This is a genomic window from Holospora elegans E1 (assembly GCF_000648275.1).
In the GTDB taxonomy this organism is placed as follows: Bacteria; Pseudomonadota; Alphaproteobacteria; order Holosporales; family Holosporaceae; genus Holospora; species Holospora undulata_A.
The window spans coordinates 1-19,574 of record NZ_BAUP01000085.1 but is presented as its reverse complement, the minus strand read 5'-3'; the positions used below and the strand labels follow the sequence as shown (position 1 = coordinate 19,574).

Annotated in this window: 23 protein-coding genes, 1 tRNA gene and 1 pseudogene; 16 read left to right on the top strand and 9 right to left on the bottom strand. The window is 35.9% G+C overall.

What is annotated here, in order from left to right; translation table 11 throughout:
- Nucleotides 1-101 precede the first annotated feature (101 nt).
- Entirely contained in the window at nucleotides 102-308 is a 207-nt protein-coding gene (locus HE1_RS03470) for a helix-turn-helix domain-containing protein (RefSeq protein WP_035544776.1), read from the bottom strand.
- A gap of 292 nt (nucleotides 309-600) precedes the next feature.
- On the opposite strand from HE1_RS03470, the gene HE1_RS03465 reads away from it, so the two are divergent.
- Together HE1_RS03465 and HE1_RS03460 are read left to right on the top strand one after the other, a co-directional pair.
- Nucleotides 601-1,119, top strand: a complete 519-nt coding sequence (locus HE1_RS03465; protein WP_206537229.1) for a BON domain-containing protein — start codon at nucleotides 601-603, stop codon at nucleotides 1,117-1,119.
- Nucleotides 1,116-1,907, top strand: a complete 792-nt coding sequence (locus HE1_RS03460; protein WP_035544772.1) for an MlaE family ABC transporter permease — start codon at nucleotides 1,116-1,118, stop codon at nucleotides 1,905-1,907. Before HE1_RS03465 ends, HE1_RS03460 begins: the two co-directional genes overlap by 4 nt.
- 554 nt (nucleotides 1,908-2,461) lie before the next feature.
- On the opposite strand, the gene HE1_RS03455 is transcribed toward HE1_RS03460, so the two are convergent.
- Nucleotides 2,462-3,640: a hypothetical protein gene (locus HE1_RS03455; protein WP_206537228.1), complete on the bottom strand. Its 1,179-nt coding sequence runs from the start codon at nucleotides 3,638-3,640 to the stop codon at nucleotides 2,462-2,464.
- 558 nt (nucleotides 3,641-4,198) lie between these two features.
- Entirely contained in the window at nucleotides 4,199-4,360 is a 162-nt protein-coding gene (locus HE1_RS08895; protein WP_162531233.1) for a hypothetical protein, read from the bottom strand.
- 48 nt (nucleotides 4,361-4,408) lie between these two features.
- Here HE1_RS08895 and HE1_RS10340 point away from each other — a divergent pair, with 48 nt between their 5' ends.
- The 14 genes from HE1_RS10340 to HE1_RS03400 all read left to right on the top strand — a co-directional run bounded on the left by HE1_RS10340 (nucleotide 4,409) and on the right by HE1_RS03400 (nucleotide 14,097).
- Nucleotides 4,409-4,612, top strand: coding sequence for a hypothetical protein (locus HE1_RS10340; RefSeq protein WP_162531235.1), 204 nt, complete (start codon nucleotides 4,409-4,411; stop codon nucleotides 4,610-4,612).
- A gap of 685 nt (nucleotides 4,613-5,297) precedes the next feature.
- Nucleotides 5,298-6,767: a M23 family metallopeptidase gene (locus HE1_RS06515; RefSeq protein ID WP_052567306.1), complete on the top strand. Its 1,470-nt coding sequence runs from the start codon at nucleotides 5,298-5,300 to the stop codon at nucleotides 6,765-6,767.
- Entirely contained in the window at nucleotides 6,764-7,522 is a 759-nt protein-coding gene (gene truA / locus HE1_RS03440; RefSeq protein ID WP_035544768.1) for a tRNA pseudouridine(38-40) synthase TruA, read from the top strand. Before HE1_RS06515 ends, truA begins: the two co-directional genes overlap by 4 nt.
- 60 nt (nucleotides 7,523-7,582) lie before the next feature.
- Nucleotides 7,583-7,864: a hypothetical protein gene (locus HE1_RS08185; RefSeq protein WP_162480279.1), complete on the top strand. Its 282-nt coding sequence runs from the start codon at nucleotides 7,583-7,585 to the stop codon at nucleotides 7,862-7,864.
- 756 nt (nucleotides 7,865-8,620) lie between these two features.
- Nucleotides 8,621-8,815, top strand: coding sequence for a hypothetical protein (locus HE1_RS03430; protein ID WP_035543793.1), 195 nt, complete (start codon nucleotides 8,621-8,623; stop codon nucleotides 8,813-8,815).
- A 66-nt stretch (nucleotides 8,816-8,881) separates the two neighbouring features.
- A complete protein-coding gene (locus tag HE1_RS09975) occupies nucleotides 8,882-9,007 on the top strand; it encodes a hypothetical protein (RefSeq protein ID WP_278243039.1) in 126 nt (41 codons plus the stop codon).
- Nucleotides 9,004-9,207, top strand: coding sequence for a hypothetical protein (locus HE1_RS08890; RefSeq protein WP_035544766.1), 204 nt, complete (start codon nucleotides 9,004-9,006; stop codon nucleotides 9,205-9,207). The genes HE1_RS09975 and HE1_RS08890 overlap by 4 nt, the downstream gene beginning before the upstream one ends.
- 169 nt (nucleotides 9,208-9,376) lie before the next feature.
- The gene (gene ygfZ / locus HE1_RS06510) at nucleotides 9,377-10,291 is read left to right on the top strand and encodes a CAF17-like 4Fe-4S cluster assembly/insertion protein YgfZ (RefSeq protein WP_052567302.1); all 915 of its coding nucleotides are present in this window, start codon (nucleotides 9,377-9,379) and stop codon (nucleotides 10,289-10,291) included.
- Between the two features lie 2 nt (nucleotides 10,292-10,293).
- Entirely contained in the window at nucleotides 10,294-12,057 is a 1,764-nt protein-coding gene (locus HE1_RS03415; protein ID WP_035544764.1) for an ABC transporter ATP-binding protein, read from the top strand.
- A gap of 6 nt (nucleotides 12,058-12,063) precedes the next feature.
- On the top strand, nucleotides 12,064-12,312 hold the full coding sequence (locus tag HE1_RS03410) for a hypothetical protein (protein ID WP_035544761.1): 249 nt from the start codon (nucleotides 12,064-12,066) through the stop codon (nucleotides 12,310-12,312).
- A 119-nt stretch (nucleotides 12,313-12,431) separates the two neighbouring features.
- Nucleotides 12,432-12,644 (top strand): hypothetical protein, encoded by a 213-nt coding sequence (locus HE1_RS08180; protein WP_162480277.1) that lies wholly within the window; start codon nucleotides 12,432-12,434, stop codon nucleotides 12,642-12,644.
- On the top strand, nucleotides 12,604-12,966 hold the full coding sequence (locus HE1_RS03405; protein ID WP_052567301.1) for a hypothetical protein: 363 nt from the start codon (nucleotides 12,604-12,606) through the stop codon (nucleotides 12,964-12,966). The genes HE1_RS08180 and HE1_RS03405 overlap by 41 nt, the downstream gene beginning before the upstream one ends.
- 491 nt (nucleotides 12,967-13,457) lie before the next feature.
- Nucleotides 13,458-13,691, top strand: coding sequence for a hypothetical protein (locus HE1_RS08175; RefSeq protein ID WP_162480275.1), 234 nt, complete (start codon nucleotides 13,458-13,460; stop codon nucleotides 13,689-13,691).
- A gap of 10 nt (nucleotides 13,692-13,701) precedes the next feature.
- Nucleotides 13,702-14,097 (top strand): nucleoside-diphosphate kinase, encoded by a 396-nt coding sequence (locus HE1_RS03400; RefSeq protein ID WP_242837189.1) that lies wholly within the window; start codon nucleotides 13,702-13,704, stop codon nucleotides 14,095-14,097.
- A gap of 216 nt (nucleotides 14,098-14,313) precedes the next feature.
- Here the strand turns inward: HE1_RS03400 and aspS are convergent, their stop codons facing one another.
- The 6 genes and pseudogenes from aspS to HE1_RS03375 all read right to left on the bottom strand — a co-directional run bounded on the left by aspS (nucleotide 14,314) and on the right by HE1_RS03375 (nucleotide 18,074).
- On the bottom strand, nucleotides 14,314-16,086 hold the full coding sequence (gene aspS, locus HE1_RS03395) for an aspartate--tRNA ligase (RefSeq protein WP_023492420.1): 1,773 nt from the start codon (nucleotides 16,084-16,086) through the stop codon (nucleotides 14,314-14,316).
- 49 nt (nucleotides 16,087-16,135) lie between these two features.
- Nucleotides 16,136-16,303, bottom strand: a complete 168-nt coding sequence (locus tag HE1_RS08885; RefSeq protein WP_023492422.1) for a hypothetical protein — start codon at nucleotides 16,301-16,303, stop codon at nucleotides 16,136-16,138.
- Nucleotides 16,300-17,025, bottom strand: coding sequence for a transaldolase family protein (locus HE1_RS03390; RefSeq protein WP_023492424.1), 726 nt, complete (start codon nucleotides 17,023-17,025; stop codon nucleotides 16,300-16,302). Before HE1_RS03390 ends, HE1_RS08885 begins: the two co-directional genes overlap by 4 nt.
- A gap of 159 nt (nucleotides 17,026-17,184) precedes the next feature.
- A tRNA-Arg gene (locus tag HE1_RS03385) sits at nucleotides 17,185-17,258 on the bottom strand.
- A 167-nt stretch (nucleotides 17,259-17,425) separates the two neighbouring features.
- Nucleotides 17,426-17,554 carry a hypothetical protein gene (locus HE1_RS09970; protein ID WP_278243241.1) on the bottom strand — a complete coding sequence of 43 codons (129 nt, stop codon included), beginning with the start codon at nucleotides 17,552-17,554 and terminating at the stop codon, nucleotides 17,426-17,428.
- 279 nt (nucleotides 17,555-17,833) lie between these two features.
- Nucleotides 17,834-18,074: pseudogene (locus HE1_RS03375) on the bottom strand (helix-turn-helix domain-containing protein).
- Between the last annotated feature and the right edge of the window lie 1,500 nt (nucleotides 18,075-19,574).

Sequence of the window (19,574 nt, the reverse complement as noted above, 5' to 3'; positions counted from 1 at the left end):
GCCAAAGAGTTTTGCAAGAGTATGCTGTATTTTTTTCGACCAAACCTGAAACAACATCGCCATAGATCTTGTCGACCGCGTCAATGACAACTTTCAACGCATTAGTCCAACACTTTCACTTTGATTTGGTACACTTCTCTACATGACGACTGATCGTCAATCAGAAGAGCCTTAGCAATTTGACGATAGCTCCACCCTTTGTCGGATAGCAAAACAGCCTTAATCCTATCTGCTACTCGGCGGTTCTTTTCTTGCCGATGCTGCGTTCTTAATGCAACGCGCTCTTCCTCTGTCAGAAATATTTGCATAAGAAAAATTATTAATACATAAAATTAAACTTTTAAACCATTTCATTCAGCATGAGTATATACCCTTCTTATGATAAAAAATGTTTCAAGCTGATAACTCTATGTACTCAAAACGCAGTACATAGAGTTACGATTTTCCATTTGATTATATCAGAAGACCATTTTCTTAGTTTATCCATAAAAACAACTTGACCTTACAAAGGCTTAAAGCTATCCTGAAAATAGTATTGCTTTGTTGCTTTTAGATATGTTTAAAAGTCATTTTTGTACTTTTTTTTATACGTGCATTATATTGATAGGGGTACAAGGATGCGGAATTTTGTCTTTTAATTCTCAAGATCGTACGGTATCAGAAGCTTGGGATGATAGCACGATTCGGCTTAAGCTTTCTCAAGATTTTTTGTTACATGATTCTGGGGTGCTAGATGGGATAGAATCACTAGTGTATCAAAAAGATGTGGTATTGGTGGGGAGCGTTCCAAATGAGGAGATGAAAAGAGAAGCAGGAAAAATTGCAAAACAGGTAAATGGTGTAAACAAGGTGTGGAACGAAATATCTGTAGGGGTGGAGTATTTTACTGACTATATTAGTGATGGAATTACAGAAAAAAAAATCAAAGCAAGCTTGATTATGGATGATAAGATTAAAGTGGAAAATTACGTGATTCGTGTTTTTAAAGGTGTTCTTTATATATTAGGAAGCGCCTCTGGTCCCAAAGAATTAAGTCGTTTGAAATATTACGTTGATCAATTTTCTTTACGAGACGCGAAATATTTTGTAAAATTTGGTTCGAGGGATAAAAAGATATGAGTGAAGAGCGGTCTGTGTTAGTGAAGTTGTGTGATTCTGTGGGAAAGCATTCCTTAGTTTTTTTCCAGAATACTGGTCAAAGAGCAGTATTCTTTGCTGAGGTGTTTTTTCCTGGGAAAGGGCCTTTTATGAATCTGAAGGTTTTTTTGGTCTTGTTTGCTCAATATTTGTTTTACTCGTTACCTCTTGTAGGGATGACAGCAGTATGTGCCGGTATGGTTTTGGCGTTGCAAAGTGGAAAATCTATGCATGGCTTTGATGTTTCTAGCATTCAAGTAGAGTTAGTTGTTTTTGCTATTCTAAGAGAGTTAGGTCCTATTCTTGCAGGACTAATGATGGCTGGGCGTCTTGGTGCTTCTATAGCTTCTGAGTTATCCAGTATGACAATTACGGATCAAATTAACGCACTTGTTAGTGTAGCAGTTTCTCCTTTATATTATTTGGTTCGCCCTAAAATTGTTGCTGTTTTATGCTCTCTTCCTTTGCTTACCTTGTTTTCGGACGTTATGGGAATTTTTGGAGGATACATAACATGTGTGCTAAAACAGGGGATGCATGGGCCTCAATATTTGGGATGTGCTTTAGATATAATTCATTGGGCTGACATTGAAATAGGTCTATGTAAATCAGTCGTATTTGCGCTTGTTATTGCTTTTGTTTCTTGTTATGAAGGTCTAAACGCACCTTCCAGTGCTCTTGGTGTTGGAGTGTCTGCGCAAAGAAGTGTGGTCATTTCTTCTCTTTTGATTTTGTTCACAAATTATTGGGTAACATTTTTTTTGCCATGAAATTTTAAAATTGAATGCTAAAAATAGACTAGGCATTCTTATGGTCCAAACAATAAGGGAAAGGCTTTCTTGTATTTAGAATGGTAATAGTTTCTACGTAACAAATAATTTTATTAATCTTAAAAAACTTAATATTTCGTCTTATCAAGCGAAAATTACTTTTCAACTCCTCATCCTAAATTGATTTCCTGGATTTTTTAAATATAGTTACAAAGTTTGCAATAAATTTTACTTCAAAAAGTGAAATCATTCAAAACAAGTTAGAAAAGTAAAAATGTTAACGCGGTCACTAGTTTTCACTGGGAGAAAAGTTTTTCCCTATGGTATTTTTTCTATCTTCAAAATTATATACTAATTTTTTGTAAGATTTGCATGAAAAACTTTCATAAAAATGTAAAATGGGGCGCAAACCCCATTTATGTCGTTTGATTAAAATTTAAATTAAAAATAAAACTTCATAGAAAAAAGTTTTATCCAATTAAAAGGAATTTTGCAAAAAACAAGTTAAATTACTTCTTGCAAAAAAGAGATTTTTATTTTAAAAGATATACACTTTATTCTTGCCCAGAAATAGGCTTTTGGAAGTTTTCCACAGGCTTAGGAAAAAAACAATAAGATGCTGAGCGCTTCGAAAATCCCCACATAACCAAAAGTGTTACAGCGTTTTTCGAATCTTCGTCTTCCGGATTATAGTCAACACCGTGAGGCAATTCTTGAACGGAACTAAAATCTACGCCACATTGTGTTAACTGTTCTTTAATTTTTGAGGATAAGTCATTTGCTTTATCTCCAAACCACAAAAAAGTATTTTTATTTGGAAGAAAAAGTTTTTCTTTTCCGTACGCTTCATAAACATCTTTTACAGCAAAAGAAGCTACGCAAATCGTATTACCGTCAATATGAGGAGGCTGGTACCGAGAAGGTCCTGTTACTAGACGCAACTGCATTTCAATATTTTCCCATCCCTCTTGATTATTTTTCAGGGTTTTGAAAATGTTAAACTCTTTACGAAGCTGTAAACCAATAGTACTAAGAAACTCTTTTTCTTTTTCAGATAGTGAAGAAAACATTTCTTCGTCTTCAAATTTTTTAACCACAACTGTAGTAGACGGAGTGTTTTTCGGATAAAGGCCAGCCTTTTGAAGTATTTTCTTCATAGTAGCATGAAATTCAATTAGTGAAGTTTCTAAATTATAAACTGACGGACGATCTATATCAATCAAGTTAACAGCAGTCTTTATTCCTTCCTGTGTGAACGGACAAATAAAACGGACACTTTTATCTTCTTTTTCTCTTATTCCTATCGCTTGAGTTCCATCCGTTTCTTTTAAAGAAACATTATTATCTCTTGCATCTTGTATTAAATCCAAAAAACTTTTTTTGCATTGTTTAATAATTAAGTTAATTGGATCAATAATTGATGGGAGAGGGGAAAATCTCCAAACGCTTTTTGTACCTTTTCCTAGCTCTTCTCTTTCAAATATTTTATTTTCTTCTTGATCTTCTAACAAAAAGCTCTCAGAGCAGTTATTAATAATCGCTTGAAAACTTTCTTCTTGCGAGTCAATAATCGTACTATCACAGTCAGCAGGAACGGAATGATTCAAAACGGCTGTTTTTTCTTGATTTGCATCTATCGCAAAACCATTTCCTATTCCATTTCCCTCTTCAGAATAAACTGAACTCAGCAGCATAATAAAAATTTGCATAAATTTTTTATTTAATGTAACCATTTTAAACTCTTTTTTAGCAAAGGATACGATACAGACGCTACAAAAAAAAACAAGTATTGTCAATACAATAATTTTAAAAAATTATGATTATTTTGTTAAATTTCGGTAAAAATCAATAGAAGAGTCTTGAGGTGTCCGATACTTTTTTGATTATTTAATGAATTTATTCATTAAAAATAATAAATATTTTAAAAATTAAAAAAAATATAAATCAGGAGGCAGAACGAAAAATATACCCATTTATAAATTATTTATAGAAAAATATTTGCTTTCAATGTTAATCAATAAAATAACGGACGTTAAATAGATTAAAGTACGTTCTTTGAGTACTTGTTTTAATTCTGCGATTTAAAACAAGTAGCTATGTCATTAAAAACTTTTTAAGAAGACACATCATACTCCCCCTCACTTTTTTGAAGGGTCTTTAAAAGATCCGAAAGAGAGGCTATTTTATTAAAAATTAACAACAATGTTTAATGCTCTTTTATTAAAACATTAATTATTATTTCAGGAGGGGATTTCAATGCTGTTAAACATTTATTTTGACAATTTCAACACTTATGCCTCCCTAGCCCCCCAACCAGAGAAGAATGAACATGTACGAAACAATCGATTTTTCGTCTCCGCCAAAGAGTTTTGCCAGAGTGTGCTGCAAATTTTTTCGACCAAACCTGGGACAACATCGCCATAGATCTTGTCGACCGCAATGACAATTTTCAACGCATTAGTCCAACATTTTCACTTTGATTTGGTATACAGAGTTTATACTTGCCACCCTATTTACCTGAATTACCCCCTGTAGAGAGGTTGTGGCTATATATCAAGCAGAACATCCTGAATACTTACATGTACGAGACAATAGAAAATCTTGAAAATAATTTGTGCCAATTCATGCAGGCGCTACCTGATGTTGCTGTTCGGTCAATTTGTAATGCTTTCGCCGCCCCCTTTTATCGGCAAGCACCGCATTAGCCTTTGCGAGGAGCGCATCAGCGACTTCCAAATCATCTTCTGTAAGATGAAAAGCGATGGGATTGCTGGTGGGGTTGCCTTGGGCATCACAGATTGCTTGGATCTCAGGCTCCCCCCCCCAACGGATCGTCCAATAGCTTGGTTTTTGTCTTTTTTTAGCGCCAGCGCTGTGTTGATGGGTGCGCACAATCGTGGAATTGATCATCGCGTACCCGTTATCGGCGTCTTTTACCAGCGTCTCAAAGACTTTTTTCCATACGCCATTTTGGCCCTACCTCGTAAAGCGGGTTATGTATAGCTTTAAAATCACAAAACCTCTCCACGGAATTCCTGCGTGGCAACGGTATAAAGCAGCCTCCACAAATATGCTGATTGTTTTTTACTGTAACGCTCAAATTCCCCTGGGGATCCAGGTAAAAGATTCTTGATCCGATCCCACTGCCCCTTCATCAACGCATAACATCTGATTGAATACAAATTTCTTTTGAATGTTCTATTATCTAATTCTCAAAAAATATAAAAAATCAACTCAATTGAAGATGGGGCCTAGTTTAACGACTTTACAGTTATAAAATTTTTGCAGAGCAAGTTAGTGGGGGGGGTTACATTTTTGTACAAAATTTTGTAAGATGAAGCCTACATTATGTAGTTTTCAACAGATTTATTAAGTGTGAGGAAAATTTAGATGCAGCATATTTCTTTGAATAATTGTGTAGAAAAGTTCTTAAAAAAAATTACGACTTTTCTTATTTTTTCTTTTGGGGTATTACTGTACGTTCATCATGGGTATCGTTCAAATTTATTTCAAAACCAGAAAGTAGACGTAACTTTTTTTAGGAACCAGTATTATCAACCTCGTATTTTTGCTCAGTTTTTTACTTTATTTTCTTGTCGCATTTCAAAATCTCAAAAAGATTTTTATTACTGGAATAGCGTGTTGAATTCATCTAGAAAATTTAATATGGCTACTGGTTTAGAATCTGCTTTAACAAAAGTTTTTCCTCACGCTTTAAAAAGCTTTTCTTTGCGATGGAACTCTTTAAATAATTTTATGCATGGGTTACGGTTACAGAATATTCTTCCTCATCATCGTGTACTTATAAGAGATGCTTTAATCAGTCTTTCTAAGAAGAAAGTGTTAACGCGCGCTATCGCGGGTAAAGAAGTTCGTATTTTTTACTTGGGAGTGGGAGAAGAAAAGCATCTTTCATTTATAGAGATTCCTATGGATCTAGTAACGACAAAAAAGATTTTTATCGATAAAGAAAAGTTTAGAATTGAAACAATAAAAGATTCTTTGGTTCCTTTTGTTATACGCACTCAAGGAGTTGTTACTACCTCCCTTCTTTCTGATCTTAGAAGAAAAAGATTACCTTCTTGTGCATTTCGCCTTGCTACATCCTTCTTGGAGGCAAGTAAAATTCCTTTGCGCCAGCACTACGGAAGAGGGGCTCAATTTTTTATATTGTATAGAGGAGTTAAAAATGCACGTACTGGACAGATTCAGTGCAAAGATATTTTGTTTCTTAAGTTAAAGAATACAAAACGTAACGTTTCTTTGTATCCTTATTCCTTACGCAAGAATGCGCCAGGCTTGTTTACGGAAAATGGGGAAAGGGTTAATCAAGCAAAAGAGAAAAGTGGGCTTTCTTTCATTCGCCCTCTTTCTGGGGGAAGACTATCTTCTTATTTTGGAAAAAGAAAGCATCCTATATTTGGGCACCACCATCATCACAAGGGAATAGATCTTGCAGCGCCTTTAGGAACTCCTGTTCGAGCCGCGGCTTCTGGAGTTGTAGAAAAAGTGGGGTGGGTTAGAGGGTATGGAAACTTTATTCGTATTCGTCATTCTAATGACTATCGTACAGCTTATGGCCATTTATCGAGATACGCACAAAAATTACGTCCAGGTACAACTGTTCATCAAGGGCAGGTTATTGGTTTTGTGGGATCCACGGGAAATGCTTCAGGAAATCATTTGCATTTTGAAATGATTAGAAACGGTTCTCAAATTAATCCCTTAAGTGTTCACAATTCTTCCCAACCTATTGAGCGTATGGGGGGAGTTCAGTATCAAAGATTTCGTGCTTATATTCGATATTTAAATGCTATTTATAATAAATTGGGTAATAACTGTTCTTCAATACAGGTATGAGTTTTCGTTATGCTCTTTGTATTGAATATGATGGAGCGTATTTTTCGGGGTGGCAAAGTCAAAATATTTCACCGATTTCTGTCCAAAAGAGATTAGAACAGGCTTTTTTAGAGCTTACTCAAGAAGAAGTTTCTGTGTATGCTGCGGGACGTACTGATTCGGGGGTGCATGCTAAAGGACAGGTGGCTCACGTTGATTTTGCTAAAACCTACACGAAAGATCGTCTTTTTAAAGGGGCGAATTATTATCTAAAAAACTCAGGTGTTCAGATTTTAGATGTAAAAGCGGTAGACAATACGTTTCATGCGCGTTTTTCTGCAAAAAGCAGGGTATATAAGTATTTGCTTCTTACTCGCTTTAGCGCCAGTCCTTTGTGGAAGTCTCGAGCATGGTGGGTAAATAGACCGATTCATACGACTTTACTGCAAGATGCGGCAGAGATGTTAAAAGGGACCCAAGATTTTTCTAATTTTCGCAATTCTTCTTGTCAGGCTTCTAGTCCAGTTCGCACGTTAGATCAAATTACTATAAAGGATATGGGATCGTTTTTGTGTCTAAGGTTTCAAGCAAAATCTTTTTTACATCGTCAAGTTCGGATGATGACAGGAGCTATGGTTCATTTTGCAGCTCAACGTATTGATGTAAAAGAATTTTTGGAATATCTTTCTCCAAAAAGGAGCAATAAAAAGCCTTTTACTGCTCCTGCACACGGGCTGTATCTAGAGAATATTATTTATGACGATTTTGTTTTTTAATTTTTAAATTTTATGGGGTACAATATTCTTGTTGAACTTATTTACAAAAAGGAAAAAAAAATGAACTTCTTTTACTATTTTTTAATGATGACAGTAGTATCTATGCCTTTAATGGCAAAAAAAAGCGCTAAAGAAGAAGCGGAAGAAGATGTTTCAAAAGTACTTCAAAAAGTATTTGAATCAGATGAAGATTCTGGGTCTAAAAAGACTAAGAGCAGTGAAAAAGGTAATGTAGAAAAAGAAGAAAAAGAAGATAAAGAAGATAAAGAAGATAAAGAAGATAAAGAAGATAAAGAAGATAAAGAAGATAAAGAAGATAAAGAAGATAAAGAAGACAAATAGATTTAACAAATAAAAATTAAAAAATTGTATTAAATTTATTGTAAAATTAGTAATTTTTATTGAGATTTGCATAAACAATATGCGAGTCTCCTAATTAAATAAAGTTTATGGCGATTTGAAAGGCCGAGCAAAAATCTACATTAAAAATAGATCAAATATTAATGGATCCTTTCTTTGGGCGATCTTTATTTTTTTTATTCCCTCTTCGGAAACTTTTATTTATAAGCCTTTATGATCTATAGATGATTCTACCGCAATTAGAGTATGGCCTAACAAAGCATGCGTCCCTTTGAAGATTGGTCCTACCCATGAACGTGTACGGTAAAAGCTCAAAGAAAGCAATGTCGTTATCCCCCCTTAAAAGAACCGTTTAGAGTCTTTAATTATGATAAATATCTTTATAAATCCCGTCTGACCGAGAATTTTTTGCTGAACTGAAAGCAGTACCACGCCATTGCCTCACGCTATGAAAAAACGTCTGTAAATTTTTTGGGCGCTATTCACTTGGCTTCAATTGTCCTTTGGATGCATTGAGGACGCGGTTTGAACTATACCGAACATTCCCTTCATTAGCTCTGAACCATTACTGACTAATTATCATTTTTATGTTGAATCATTTATAAAATCAAAATATTATTTTCAATCATTTTTATACAAAGCTGTTCATCTTGGAAGATTTTAACTAAATATATTTTTTGTTAGAATAGGTAAAGGAAGTCTTTTAAAAGTCTCTAAAAAAGATTGTATGTAAATTTTGTGAATGTTAAAATTTCTTTAAAAGCGGTTTTGTTCGAGGGGGCTGCGGTACAAATAATAAAAAATGTGGAAAAAATTTCACGAGGTATGTCCGAAAAAGACAAGCTCCAAGTCCTTGTTTTATACGCAAGCGTCCTTTCAACGAACCGAAGCGATCAGCGTTTTTGTGTCAGAGCAAGCGTTGTTTTGAAGTAGGGGCGGCACCTTATAATCAAAGCTATGCGCCAAAATTGAGCCCCCCCAGAAGACAACGGTAGTGTCATGGAAGTCGATGAATTTGGTATTATTAAAAAAAAAGATAGCAAAAAATTTGGATTTTTAAAGCTTGGATTTTTAAAGTCTATGATCGTGCAGGGCTTATCGATTGGGAATTTGGTGATCGCTTGAGTCAAACATTCAAACGACTTTTTGAACAATTAAAAAATGGAAAATTTTATTTTATTGCGCAGATCATTGGGCAGAAAATTATTCCAAGCCCCCGCCTCTTTCAGGGAAAAGATAAAACGTTTTTCATTGAACAAAATAACGCTCCTCACCTCTATTGGTTTGCAAAATTTCGTCGAAAAACTCTTGCAAACACACGATAACTTGAAATGCTAGAGGGAACACTGCGTATTTCTGTGGCACTTCACGTTAATAAAACTTTGAAAATTGATCGTGCTCTCTTTGGTTAAAATCCTCTCATCTTGAATTTTAGATAAATATTTTATAGAATGCAAAGGATTAAATGCTTTGGCACTGAAAAAGATTTACAATATGAATACTTGGATTCCTTTGATTTCTCGTCGTGTAAGTCGGCTTTTGGGAAAAGAGTCTGAAAATCTTATTCAGGGAATTTCTACTAACGATATGAAGCTTCTTGACCATCGCATTGGGGTGTTTACTGCTTTTTTAAACCGTCAAGGACGTTTTCTTGCAGACGCTTTCGTTTTTTATCACAAGGGGCATTTATGTTTAGAGTGCGATGTTGTTCATTATCCTGTGATTAAAGGGCTGATCGATCAGTATGGGCCATTGCATTCTGTTCAGATTCAAGATATGCCTTTTGCTGTTATAAGTTTTAGTGGTCCAGAATGCCATCAACTTCATCATGAAGTACAAATGCATATACAAGAGCGATCTGGTATCATATTTCAAGACCCTCGTCACCTAAATTTGGGTTTTCGCGTTATCCTCCCTTATGAATGTTGGCACGAAATTCCCACCCCTTTGTGTATTCCAGGAACAGAAAAATATTATCGTGTTTTATGTATTCAAAACGGTATTCCTTGCGGTGCTTGTGACCTTGTTGGTGGACGTTCTTTGATCTTAGAATACCATTACCATCTTCATCAAGGAATTTCTTGGAAAAAGGGATGCTATATAGGACAAGAGGTCATTGCAAGAAGTTTTTATCAGAATCGTTTTCGTAGGGGCTTATTTCGTTTAACTCATGTTCTTGCCGGATCTGTTTTAAAAGCTGGGGAAGATCTATTAGATAATAAAGGTAATGTTCAAGGGATTTGGGGAAGTTTTTGCTCAGGTCAGGGATTGCTTTGTTTGGATCAAGCGTGGGCTCTTACTTGTCTGGATACCGGAAATTTTGAAGGGTACAAGACCGATGGAACAATGGTAACCGGAATATTAACTCCTAATAAAGAATCGATAGAGGTCTGTACTCAAGGAGTCTAGCAATGTCTAACAAAAAAATTTCTGTATTTTTCTACGAAATTTCTCGTCCTTTTTGGAAGCAAATCATAGCATTAAGTTTTCTTTCTTTGGCTTGGGCCGCCATTGTTACGTTACAACCCGCTTTGGTCAAGTCTATCATTGACATCGTAACCCATGCAAAAAATATGCCTTATACTGAAACACTTACAAAACTGATGGTTTTTTACCTTCTTTTAGGTCTTGGCTTTTGTTGGATTAATTTTGGCTACGACACAACAATAGCAAGATTTTTTCCTGCTCAAAGGGAATACATTGCGCTAAAATTAATGCAGCGAATGATGCAAAAGCCTCTTCAATTTTATCAAAAGCATTTTTCTGGAAATCTTACCAATAAAATTAACGATGTAGTGACGTTTGTTCCCAACATTATTGAAATTTTTGTTGATAACTTTTTAACTTGCTTTTTTACGCTGGTGTTTTCAATGTATAGCGTGGCAAAAGTTCATCCGCATTTTGCTTGGGCATTACTGTGCTGGTTGATTATTTTTTTGGGAGGATCTTTAAGTTTTTTATTTTCTAAGAGCCATTTGGCACACCGTGCTGCAGAATCTCGCTCTAGAGTAGTGGGAAAAATTGTAGATGTTTTTTCTAACATTGCCAGTGTACAGCTTTTTTTTAGGCATATTCTAGAACTTTCGCTGATACGTCAATACACAAATGCGGCCTTACAAAAGGAACAGGATAGGGATTATTTTTTTCGCATTCTGCATGCTTTCCAGAGCCTGTCTTTTGTATTTTTTGAAGGATTATGTTTTTGGTGGCTTTGGAAAGGGATAAAATCTGGAGAAATCAGTGCTGGAGAATTCGTTTTAGTGCTAACATTAAATGTGCAAATTTTAGATCAATTTTGGACTTTAGGAGCAGAAATAAGAGAATTCTGGGAAAAATTAGGTGCATTAAAGCAGGCTCTTTCCATTGTGTACTGTGAAAGTCAAGTTTTAGAATTAACATCTCTTCCCCCTCATTTGTCAGTTTCCACAGGGGAGATTGTATTTCAAAGGGTAAATTTTTCCTACGATCGTCACAGCAAAGCACCTCTTTTTTCTGATTTTAATCTTCATATTCCAGGAGGGCAAAAAGTAGGGATTGTTGGATTTTCAGGAAGTGGAAAATCAACTTTTATTAATTTACTGCTTCGAATTCAAGATGTCCAAAAAGGACAAGTGTGTGTAGACGGTCAAGATATAAAAAATGTTAATCTATGCAGCTTAAGGCAGGCGATTTCTGTGATCCCTCAAGAATGTATATTATTCAATAGGTCTGTTTTGGATAATATTTTGTACGGTCGCCCTGAATCAACTTTTGAAGAGGTGCAGGAAGCAGCAAAAAAATCTCAGATTCATGAAGTGATACAAGCGCTTCCTCAAGGATATGATACGATTGTAGGAGAAAGAGGAAGCCGTCTTTCAGGGGGACAGCGACAACGTATTGCCATTGCAAGAGCTATATTAAAGGATGCGCCTATTTTAATTTTAGATGAACCGACCAGCAGTCTAGATGGAATTACAGAAGAAGAGTTACAAAAAGCGTTTTCAGAAGTAATGCATGGTAAAACTGTTTTATTTATTGCACACCGTTTAAATACCTTATTAAGCATGGAGCGTCTTTTAGTGTTTAGCGCGGGAAAAATTGTTCAAGATGGAACACATGACTCGTTAATTTTACAGAAAAGTGGAATGTATCGAAAATTGTGGAGTTTACAAATGAGAGGTCTTAAAGAAGAATAAAGCTAATTGTATGTAAATTTTGAGAATGTTCAGATTGCTTTAAAAGCGGTTTTGTTCGAGGGGTTTAGCGGTACAAATGTAAAAGATGTGGAAAAAATTTCACGAGGTGTGACCGAGAAATACAAGCTAAAATCTCTTGTTTTATACGCAAGCGGCTTTTCAATGAACAGAATTGCTCAGCGTTTTGGTGTCAGCACCATCGCTGTTTTGAATGGGGCGAGCAAGATTAGGATCAAGGCTATGCGCCAAAATTGAGCCTTCCCCAAAAGACAAAAGTGTTGTAATGAAAGTCCATACTCCCCCTCACTTTTTTGAAGGGTCTTTAAAAGATCCGAAAAAGAGGCTATTTTATTAAAAATAAACAACAATGTTTAATGCAAATGAACCTCTCATTCATAATAAATAAGATAAAAAAACTATTAGCTTTTCACAATTCTCGCGCAGAGACTTTTAAAACCTTCGTACTTAGTATGATCGATCAGCGAAAGATTCAGCATCCTGCGATGATCCACAAGATGCACTCTCCACCTTCAATAAAATCCAAGCTTGAACGCGTCAGGCGTTTTTTTAAAAGGACAAGGAATTGATTCTGAACTCTTCTCAAAAGCCTTAATATCAAGCATTTGGGAGCAAGTTTCTAAAATGCATTTAATGCTCGATGGCACCAATTGGAAGTTTGGAACGCAGAATATCAATTGCCTCGTACTAGCTGTTAAAGTTGGAAAGATTACATTTCCTTTATTTTGGAGCATGCTTGATCACCAGGAAAATTCGCACCCCCAAGCACGCATCAGTTTATTAAACCAATTTAAGGAAATCTTTGGGGGCGATAAAATTCTCTCCTTTTCAGCTGATCGCGATTTTGTGGGCAAAGATTGGATCACTTATTTGTGTGACTTATTTGTGTGACTTATTTGTGTGACTTATTTGTGTGACTTATTTGCGTGACTTATTTTTGTGACTTATTTGCGTGACTTATTTTTGTGACTTATTTTTGTGACCATAAGATCCCTTTTTTTATCCGTATAAAAGATAATCCATTGGCCAACTTTGGCACCTCTAAAAGCCTTTGAAGGATTTTTTACTCACCTAAATACGGACGAAAGCCGCCATCCGTAACATGCTGGATGATCCTAGGGGAGGTATCGTAGGTAAAAAGATTAAAGATGCGTACATTGTCATTTGCTTAAGATAAAGACCGGGTACTAAACAAACAAAGAGGGGACATTGAACGGCTGTTCAGAACTATGAAAACGCAAGGGGTTAACCTTGAAAATACCCCTATGAAAGATTTGGGAAGACTTTCCAAACTTATGACCATTGTCGCTGTTGCTATTTTATAGGCTTTTATAACGGGCCTTACACAAGAAATTGCTTACAAAAAAACAGTCAGAGCGCCTTTGTATTCATACTTCACAAGGGGATTCAGGTGGATCAAAGATAAACTCTTATTCTTTGATTTCAGCGATCTTTTAAACTACCTGAAAAAAAGTGAGGGGGAGTATAGAGGAGCTCTAGAACTTTCCCTGCAAGCCGGTATACACTTAAGTTCTGTAAGCATTAGAAAACAACAAAGGAGTTCCTGTGAATCTAACCTTTTCTTTGATAAAACCAAGCGCAATGAATCATTGTGAAGAAATTTTGATGGCTATTAAAACGGGAGGTTTTTCTATTTTAGCAATGAAAAGTCAGAATCTTACTTTATCCCAAGTAAAAAAATTTTATAAAGAACATGCTGAGAGATCGTTTTTTGAGCCCATGTGTGAGCGGCTTACTTTGGGGCCAGTTTTACTGATGGCACTTTATGAGCAGAATGGAAAAGATACTCCGCTGCAGTTTAGGGCGTTGCTTGGAGCAACAAATCCAAAAGATGCAGCTCCAGGAACTCTTCGAAAACGTTTTGGGATAGACCTTGATTTCAATGCTATTCATGGGTCCGATTCTGACATCAGTGCAATTCGAGAGCTAAGCTTTTTTTTCTCTGGAATGGAAACCGGGTTAATTTTGAGTAATTCTCATGAGTTAGAACTATTATATTAGTAAAAGCAGTATAAAAAAATCGCGACACGTAAAACCTCAATAAAGCAGCTTTACATTTCTTGTGTGTGTTCGACTTGAGCTTGTTTTTTTTGATAAGATTCAAATCGAAGGGTAAACAGAGTATAAATGCTTTCTTTGCTTTTATACTCTTTATTTTTTCGTCTTTTTATATTTTGTAAGACCAAAATAAGATTTTGCTTTGATTTTTTCTACATTTTATTGATTAGGACGCAAGTGAAGTTCTTTCCATCTGGCTGCAGGTAATGGCCCTGGTGCTTGCATCAACAGATCTTTTCCTTGCTGAGTCCAAGGAAAGGCGATGACTTCACGAATATTTGGCACCTCACACAGCAACATTACTATGCGCTCAATGCCGGGAGCCCCCCCCCCGTGAGGGGGAACTCCATAACGAAACGCATTCAATAGTGCGCCAAATTGACGAAATACTTCTTGTTCTTCGTATCCTGCAATACGAAAGGCTTTTTTCATGATTTCTGGATCATGATTTCGGATAGCTCCACTGCACAATTCTATTCCGTTACAAACAATATCATACTGAAAGGCTTTGATATCCAAGGGGGGGAGTTGTTCTAAAGCTTCCATTCCCCCTTGAGGCATAGAAAAAGGATTGTGAGAAAAAACAATCTGTTGCGTTAACGAATCTTCAGCATACATCGGAAAATCTACAATCCAACAAAATCGATAAGTTTTTTCTTCTTCAGAGGTTAAAATTTTCCACAAATGTACTCTTAATTTTCCTAGAAGTTGGGCAACCTCCTTTTCAGGGCCGGCCATAAAGCATATCCCTGTACCTTCTTCTTGTCCAAATTTCTTAGACAACTCCCACTGCTCTTCCTCAGAAAAAAACTTAACAAGAGGTCCTTGCCACTTTTCTTTCTTTTTTAGAATATATCCTAATCCTGGTGCGCCTTGCTCCATAGCCCAGGCTTCTAAATTTTTTAAGAATTGACGAGGTTGCTCAGCTAATCCTGGAACGTTTAATGCGCGTATCACTCCCTTTTTACGTAAGGTTTCTTGAAAAGGACCAAAGCTGCTCTGACGGAATAAATCAGATACAGTTGAGATTTTTAAAGGATTTCTTAGATCGGGTTTATCACTTCCATATTCCTCTAAGGCTTTTTCGTAAGGGATACGGGGAAAATCCTCCAAAGGAACATGCCAGCCTTGGGGAGCAAATTTTTGAAAAGTTTCTCGTAAAACAGGTTCAAGTACAGAAAAAACTTCTTCTTGTGTGACAAAAGCCATTTCCATATCTAATTGATAAAACTCTCCTGGGGATCGATCTGCCCTTGGATCTTCATCACGAAAACACGGAGAAATTTGAAAATACTTATCAAATCCCGACGCCATCAAAAGCTGTTTAAATTGTTGAGGAGCTTGAGGAAGGGCATAAAATTGCCCAGGGTACAAACGGCTGGGAACAACATAATCTCTTGCACCTTCTGGGCTTGTTCCGGTCAAAATAGGAGTTTGAATTTCTAAAAATCCTTGATTTTGCATTTTTTCTCTTAAAAACTGAATAACCTTACTGCGCGTGACAATATGCTGATGAAGCTTTGGGCGACGCAAATCCAAAAAACGATATTTTAATCGTGTTTCTTCAGGAAAAGATTCATCTGAATTGACGTTCAATGGTAATGCAGCAGCATAAGATAGAACCTTTGCCGTTTGAACTTTGACTTCTACTTCTCCAGTTTCTATTTTTGTGTTAATAAGATGCGGCTCTCTTAGTACAATAATTCCTTCCACAAAAACTACGGACTCTAGTGAGGCATGCTCTAAAATAACGAATGCCGGACTTGCGGGATCGACAACGCATTGTGCCGTTCCGTAATGATCTCGTAGATCGATAAATAAAAGTTGTCCATGATCGCGCTTTCGATGAATCCATCCTGAAAGTTTAACGCTTTCCCCTTCGTGCAAAGATCTTAAAGCACCGCAATACTTTGTCCTATAAACAGAATTCATACAGATACACTCCTAAAGAAAAGAAAGAAATTTTCATATTTTTCCGTAATTAACGAAACATTTTTAAAACTTGGGTTTCTAGGTGCTCTTTCTCTAAGATTTTATCTTTTAGAAAGCTCTTACAAAACCGTACTCCATTACAAGAATAACAACGTAAAATAATATTTTTTTTAATTAACCGATGAAAAGGAACTTTTTTCGTTTTATCTGCACTCATGCTGAAAACTCTTTTTGAAAAACAGTTTGAGAACTCTTTAGAGAAAGCTGAGACGAAAAAATTTTACTGTCTTCTTGAAATTGCTTTAACCCTTTATCCGTCAGAGGGCTTTGAAGCATTGCTTGCAATACCGAAAACGGAACTGTTGCAACAGGAATTCCTGCCAATAGTGATTGATACACGTGATCTAAAGTTCGAACGGAAGCAGCCAAAAGTTTTGAAGACGATCCTATTTTTTTCAGCATTTGATACGTCTCTTGAAGGATTTGAAATGCGTCTTGCCCATTATCTTGAAGCCGTCCCAAAAAAATAGAAATATATGTTGCTCCAGCTTTTGCTGCCAAAAATGCTTGGATTAAAGAAAAGCACAAAGTGACGTTTACAGGAATTCCTTTTGTTGTAAGCTGAAAACACGCCTTCAATCCTTGATCGGTCAAGGGAATCTTTACGACAACCTGAGGAGACCACTCAGAAAAACAAAGCCCTTGACGAACCATCTCGTCACTATTTTCTGCTGTGACTTCTACGCTTACAGGAAGCAAAGGACTAGCGCTGCAAATATTTTTTATAATGCGTTCAACAGAACTATCCCCAGATTTTTCTTTAAGAGATCTTATTTCTTTGGCTAAAAGAGAAGGATTGGTTGTAACCCCCTTAACGATTCCCATGCGTACTCCTGCAGAGATATCTTTTACTGAAACACTATCCAGAAAAATTTCCAACGTTTTTTTCCTATCTAAACACCCTACACGCTTTTAATGATAGCATCCGTAATTATGAAAGAGAAGGGGGAAAAACAAAAGAACTAGATACCAAATCCCTCTCAGGATGTGATAAAGAACACTTTTTAATTATAATCGCTAAAAAGTTAAAAATTGACGCGCGCCCAACAAGACTTGAACTCATAACCTCCAGATCCGTAGTCTGGCGCTCTATCCAGTTGAGCTATGGGCGCTACATCAAAAAGGATTATATTAAGTTTGGATTCATTTGTCAATAAGGAGTTTAAACCATTGCTTCTTTAGTTTTCTTGTTTTGTAATTATCGATAAATTTTTTTAAAAAAAAGATTTATACACAGAGCTGTTTTGAAAATCAAAACTAAGTTTATATAGGGTGGCTTTTAACCAAAGATAGTACGATTAATTTTCAAAGTTTTATTAACGTGAAGTGCCGAAAAAATACGCAGTGTTGCCTCCAGCATTTCAAGTGATCGTGTGTTTGCAAGAGGGGGCGAAATCTTGCAAACCAATGGCGATATCGAGCGTTGTTTTGTTTAATGGAAAACGTTTTATCTTTTCCCTGAAATGTGCGGGTGCGTGGAATAATTTTATTAAAACCTGCCCAATGATCTGCGCAATAAAATAAAATTTTCTATTTTTTTAATCGCTCAAAAAGTCGTTTGAAAATTTGGCTCGAGTGATCGCAAAATTCCCAATCGATGAGCCCAGAACGATCATAGGCTTTAAATTTTTTACTTTTTTTAAATAATGCCAAAATTCATCGACTTCCTTGACAATACTTTTGTCTTCTAGAGATGGCTCAATTTTAGCGCATAGCCTTGATTATAAGGTGCCGCCCCCTTCAAAACAGCGGTGGCGCTGACACCAAAACGCTGAGCTTCGGTTCATTGAAAGGTCGCTTGCGTATGAAACAAGGGCTTTGAGCTTGTCTTTTTCGGGCACACCTCGTGAAATTTTTTCTATATCTTTTACATTTGTACCTCTGAATCCCTCGAACAAAACCGCTTTTAAAGCACTCCGATCATTCACAAAATTTACATACAATCATTTTTAGAGACTTTTAAAAGGCTTCCTTTTACGAATTCTAAAAAAAATATCTTTAGTTAAAGGCGTCGGAATTTTTAAAGCCTTGGATTTATTCCATCTTGCCCCATCCATAATCAACGCAATTTTATCAGAAGGATCCTTCCTTACAAGCTCAAATAAAAATACATTCATATGCATCGACATTGGGTAGAATTAGACCAAAATTACTGCCGTTAAACCTTAACTGCGCTACAAAGATAGAAATTTTGTTAACCGATTTTAAATGAAATTTGTGGCCTGGTACTGCACTCATACCCTTCGTGACTTGTTTTGGAATGAGCGCAAAATCTTGATTCATCAAAAAACAATATGTGCGATGGCGTGCAATTAGCTATTTCCTGGCTAGTTTAGGACGGGGCTTAATATAGAGAGTAATTTAACTTCTTGATCTCTCGATGAACGGTTGACTTGCTAATCTCTATATTAAAGACATTTTCTAGTTTTATTCGAATTAGCTTTATGTTTAACTGCCTATCGACTTTTAACTATTCCAAGATTTGCTTTCTTTATCCTTAAGTTTGTTTTTCTTTTTGCGCTCTGCAGGTGCGTTAAGGCTTTCTATCGAGTCGTTTTTTATATGCTTGATCTACGAAGTCAGAGTCGTTCCAGTTATGTCGTAAATCTTTGTAACTTTACTAATGCCATGAGTCCTGGCTGAAATTACCTCTTCTAATTTACGTGATATTTTTGCAGCTTTCCCAATCTCTCTAAGCTGATATTTTACTTCTTTTGCAACCTGCGTGGTTAATAATTTTGATGAAGATGCCATTATATTTAAGCTGTTTGTTATACACCTACGATATATTTCACTTTTTCTTAAAAGGCAATCATTATATGCTTATTTAGCAATGGGAATTGGTATAATGCAACTTTCCATAAAGGGAAAGATATGCAAAAGATGCTAGAAGATTCAGGTCATGGTTTACTTTTTATTTACCTTCTTATTCTCCAGATCTCAATCAAATTAAGAAAAAATGGGCCTAAGCCCAAAATATAAGAAGAATATTAACTTGTTTAATTGATCACTTATTTCAATTCTACCTCTCGTAATGTTTTTATACTGATTTAGCTATACCTCCTAAAAGAACCTTTGAGAGCCTTCATTAATAGCCCCCATCATTTGAAGATTTTTTTACTAAACTGAAGGCAACACTGCGCCATTGCTACACGCTATGATAAAACGTCTTTACATTTTCTCAATGCTATTTACTTGGCTTCAATACTCGTTTGGCTTAATTGAATGCACAAACTACATTTGATTTCATTTTTGGGGGTAAAAAAGATAAATATATTTCAGTCTTTACCTTAAAATATTCCTGAAATCAAAGAATAAGAGTTTATCTTTGATCCACCTGAATCCCCTTGTGAAGTATGAATACAAAGATGAATAGAAAGGCGCTCTGACTGTTTTTTTGTAAGCAATTTCTTGTGTAAGGCCCGTTA

Coding starts and splice junctions, on each gene's coding strand:
- HE1_RS03470 (WP_035544776.1), bottom strand. CDS start 308: ATGCAAATATTTCTGACAGAGGAAGAGCGCGTTGCATTAAGAACGCAG.
- HE1_RS03460 (WP_035544772.1), top strand. CDS start 1,116: ATGAGTGAAGAGCGGTCTGTGTTAGTGAAGTTGTGTGATTCTGTGGGA.
- HE1_RS03455 (WP_206537228.1), bottom strand. CDS start 3,640: ATGGTTACATTAAATAAAAAATTTATGCAAATTTTTATTATGCTGCTG.
- HE1_RS06515 (WP_052567306.1), top strand. CDS start 5,298: ATGCAGCATATTTCTTTGAATAATTGTGTAGAAAAGTTCTTAAAAAAA.
- truA (WP_035544768.1), top strand. CDS start 6,764: ATGAGTTTTCGTTATGCTCTTTGTATTGAATATGATGGAGCGTATTTT.
- HE1_RS08185 (WP_162480279.1), top strand. CDS start 7,583: ATGAACTTCTTTTACTATTTTTTAATGATGACAGTAGTATCTATGCCT.
- HE1_RS09975 (WP_278243039.1), top strand. CDS start 8,882: ATGGAAGTCGATGAATTTGGTATTATTAAAAAAAAAGATAGCAAAAAA.
- ygfZ (WP_052567302.1), top strand. CDS start 9,377: ATGAATACTTGGATTCCTTTGATTTCTCGTCGTGTAAGTCGGCTTTTG.
- HE1_RS03415 (WP_035544764.1), top strand. CDS start 10,294: ATGTCTAACAAAAAAATTTCTGTATTTTTCTACGAAATTTCTCGTCCT.
- HE1_RS08180 (WP_162480277.1), top strand. CDS start 12,432: ATGCAAATGAACCTCTCATTCATAATAAATAAGATAAAAAAACTATTA.
- HE1_RS03400 (WP_242837189.1), top strand. CDS start 13,702: ATGGCTATTAAAACGGGAGGTTTTTCTATTTTAGCAATGAAAAGTCAG.
- aspS (WP_023492420.1), bottom strand. CDS start 16,086: ATGAATTCTGTTTATAGGACAAAGTATTGCGGTGCTTTAAGATCTTTG.
- HE1_RS08885 (WP_023492422.1), bottom strand. CDS start 16,303: ATGAGTGCAGATAAAACGAAAAAAGTTCCTTTTCATCGGTTAATTAAA.